Below are 2,787 nucleotides of genomic sequence, written 5' to 3' on the forward strand. Positions count from 1 at the left end.
GGTAATGGCTGCGCAGGGTTATATTGTGGTAGCCCCCAATCGTCGAGGGATGCCCGGTCATGGCGTGCAATGGAATGAAGAAATAAGCAAAGACTGGGGTGGTCAAGCCATGGACGATTACCTTTCGGCCATCGATGCAATGTGTAAAGAACCCTATGTTGACGAAACAAGAGTGGGAGCAGTAGGTGCCAGTTTTGGTGGCTATTCAGCCTTTTACCTTGCCGGAATACACAACAACCGCTTTAAGACATTTATTTCTCACGCCGGGGTTTTCAACTTAGAAAGTATGTATGGCACTACTGAAGAATTGTTCTTTGTCAACTGGGACATCGGTGGTCCCTATTGGGATGAAGATAACAAAGCAGCCCAAAAATCTTATGCAGCGTTTAACCCCATTACCAATGTAGACCGGTGGAACACACCTATGTTGATTATTCAGGGTGCTAAAGACTATCGTGTCCCGGTGGGTCAAAGTCAGGAAGCCTTTCAGGTGCTGCAGCAAAAAGGCATCAAAAGCAGGTTTGTGCTCTTCCCGGAAGAAAACCACTGGATCCTCACTCCTCAAAACGGGATGGTTTGGCAGCGGGAGTTTTTTAGATGGTTACGGGAAACGCTATAGAAAGTTATGGACTCCATATTAACCCAATTTTTTCTACCCCTTGCCCTTTTTATCATTATGCTTGGAATGGGCTTGACCCTAAAACCAAGTGACTTCCGGAATGTGATTTTATTTCCCAAGTCGGTGGGCGTGGGGCTGGTGTTGAAATTGCTTTTTATCCCGGCATTGACATTTGTTTTGTTGTATTTAATTCCTTTGCAGCCTGAGCTGGCGGTTGGTTTTGTTTTACTGGCTGCATGCCCTGGTGGGGCAACTACAAATCTTATCACGCACTTAGCCAAAGGCGATGTGGCACTTTCCATTACTTTAACTGCCATTGCAAGTGTCATTACCGTGTTTACGATACCCATTTTAGTTGATTTAGGGATGTTGCAGTTTATGGGAGAAAGTCAGGTGATCGAACTTCCGTTTTTTAAAACCATTGGTCAAATACTCTTGATTACTATTGTTCCGGTATGCGTTGGGATGTTTATTCACAGCAAATATCCCAAGCTTTCGCATAAAGCAGAGCGCCCGGTAAAAATCCTTTCGGCTGTTTTTTTAGTATTGATTATTGCTGCCGTGCTTATCAAAGAACGGGCAAACCTTGTCGAATTTTTCATCAAGGCAGGTCCGTTGTCCTTATTGCTCAACCTTTTGGGGATGTTATCGGGCTACTACATAACCAAAGTCATCACCAAAAACAAGGCGCAGGCTATTGCTGTGGGTGTTGAGGTGGGTATTGTCAATGGCACATTGGGCATTGCCATTGCGGCCGGAATTTTAGAAAACTCTGTGATGACAATTCCGTCCGCTATTTACAGTATCATTATGTTTCCTGCGGTCTTGCTGATGATTTATATTGGGACCAGAAAACCAAAAGCCGTTTAGTGATTTACAACTACGGTTTCAGCACGCAAAAGCTGTTTGACTTCCTCAAGGGAAGTAAACAATTGTTCCAGTGATTCAATCACAAAATAATCTTCCTGCATCACATCTGTCCTGAACGGTTTATTAAAAATGGTTTGAATGTCAAAGGGAAAAAAGTTGGCTTCCTGATTGTAAATTTGATTGGTTTCGCCAAAAGAGGAAATAACGCCGGCACCATAGGATTTTAAGACACCGTTTTCTTTAATCACCCCAAATTCAATCGTAAACCAGTATAGGCGTTGCAACTGTGCCAGCTTTTCTGTATTGTGAATGATTGCTTTGCCTAGTTTTCCAAATTCATACACAAACTCTGAAAATACAGGGTTTGCTAATAATGGAATGTGCCCAAAGGTATCGTGAAACATATCAGGTTCCTCAAGATAATCCAGATTTTTCAAGCTGCGTAGCCAGGTGGATGAACAAAAACGCTTTTGCGAAAGCAACTCAAAAAACTCCTCCACAGGAATCAAGCCCGGAACCACTTCTATGTTCCAGCCTGTTTGGGTTTCAAACCAATGGTTCATTTTTTTAAATTCCGGGATGTCGTTTCCGTGTAAAACGGGCTGCATCAGGTTTAATGCTGCCAGATAATCTTTGGAACCTTTTACTTTTAGATTTTCAATTTGGCGATCAAAAAGCAGCTTCCATACTTTAAAGTCTTCTGTGGTGTAATTTTTCATGTTTTGTTTCATAGTAGTTCATTTTCAGGCATAAAAAAATCCCGATTCGAAAGAACCGGGATTTTGGGTTAACGTATTTATTTTTTAACAATACATTACTGTCCGATTCTCTTGCTAAGAATTGGATAGTAATAATAAGTATTGTTTAGGTGTTTCATGGCGTTTGTAAAAGTCAAATCTAATAAAAAAATGTCATTGCAGGTAAAAAAAGTAAATTAAAATTACAAAACCCTTCGGGCCTCCACAAAGGCTTTGTTCCAGTAAGTTTCATCCAGTGACGAAATGATAACACCCTGGGATGTGGAAGCGTGTATAAACAATACCTTTCCGGGAAATACATCTACAACAAGGCCTACATGGTTAATCACATTGCGGTTTCGGTTGGTTTTAAAAAAGACCAGATCACCTTTGGTTATTTCCTGAAATGCTATTTTTTTTCCCTCACGGGCAATGTCTCTTGATATTCGGGGTAAAAATATGTCTACTTCTTTAAACGAGTTAAACACCAAACCGGAACAGTCGATTCCTTTATGGGTCAAGCCGCCATATTTATAGGGTGTGCCATAATAGGTACGGGCC

4 protein-coding genes are annotated in these 2,787 nt (G+C 41.5%); 2 read left to right on the top strand and 2 right to left on the bottom strand.

What is annotated here, in order from left to right; all coding sequences use genetic code 11:
* The coding region (locus AACY61_RS11770) for a S9 family peptidase (RefSeq protein WP_339611775.1) at window positions 1-619 on the top strand (619 nt) is incomplete at its 5' end.
* A 6-nt stretch (window positions 620-625) separates the two neighbouring features.
* Window positions 626-1,489, top strand: coding sequence for a bile acid:sodium symporter family protein (locus AACY61_RS11775; RefSeq protein ID WP_339611776.1), 864 nt, complete (start codon window positions 626-628; stop codon window positions 1,487-1,489).
* Here the strand turns inward: AACY61_RS11775 and AACY61_RS11780 are convergent.
* Both AACY61_RS11780 and AACY61_RS11785 read right to left on the bottom strand, forming a co-directional pair.
* Window positions 1,486-2,220 (bottom strand): phenylalanine-4-hydroxylase, encoded by a 735-nt coding sequence (locus AACY61_RS11780; protein ID WP_339611777.1) that lies wholly within the window; start codon window positions 2,218-2,220, stop codon window positions 1,486-1,488. The genes AACY61_RS11775 and AACY61_RS11780 overlap by 4 nt on opposite strands.
* A 209-nt stretch (window positions 2,221-2,429) precedes the next feature.
* A partial coding sequence (locus tag AACY61_RS11785) for a C40 family peptidase (protein ID WP_339611778.1) occupies window positions 2,430-2,787 on the bottom strand: 358 nt, incomplete at its 5' end.

The organism is uncultured Planktosalinus sp. (genome assembly GCF_963973675.1).
Lineage (GTDB): Bacteria > Bacteroidota > Bacteroidia > Flavobacteriales > Flavobacteriaceae > Planktosalinus.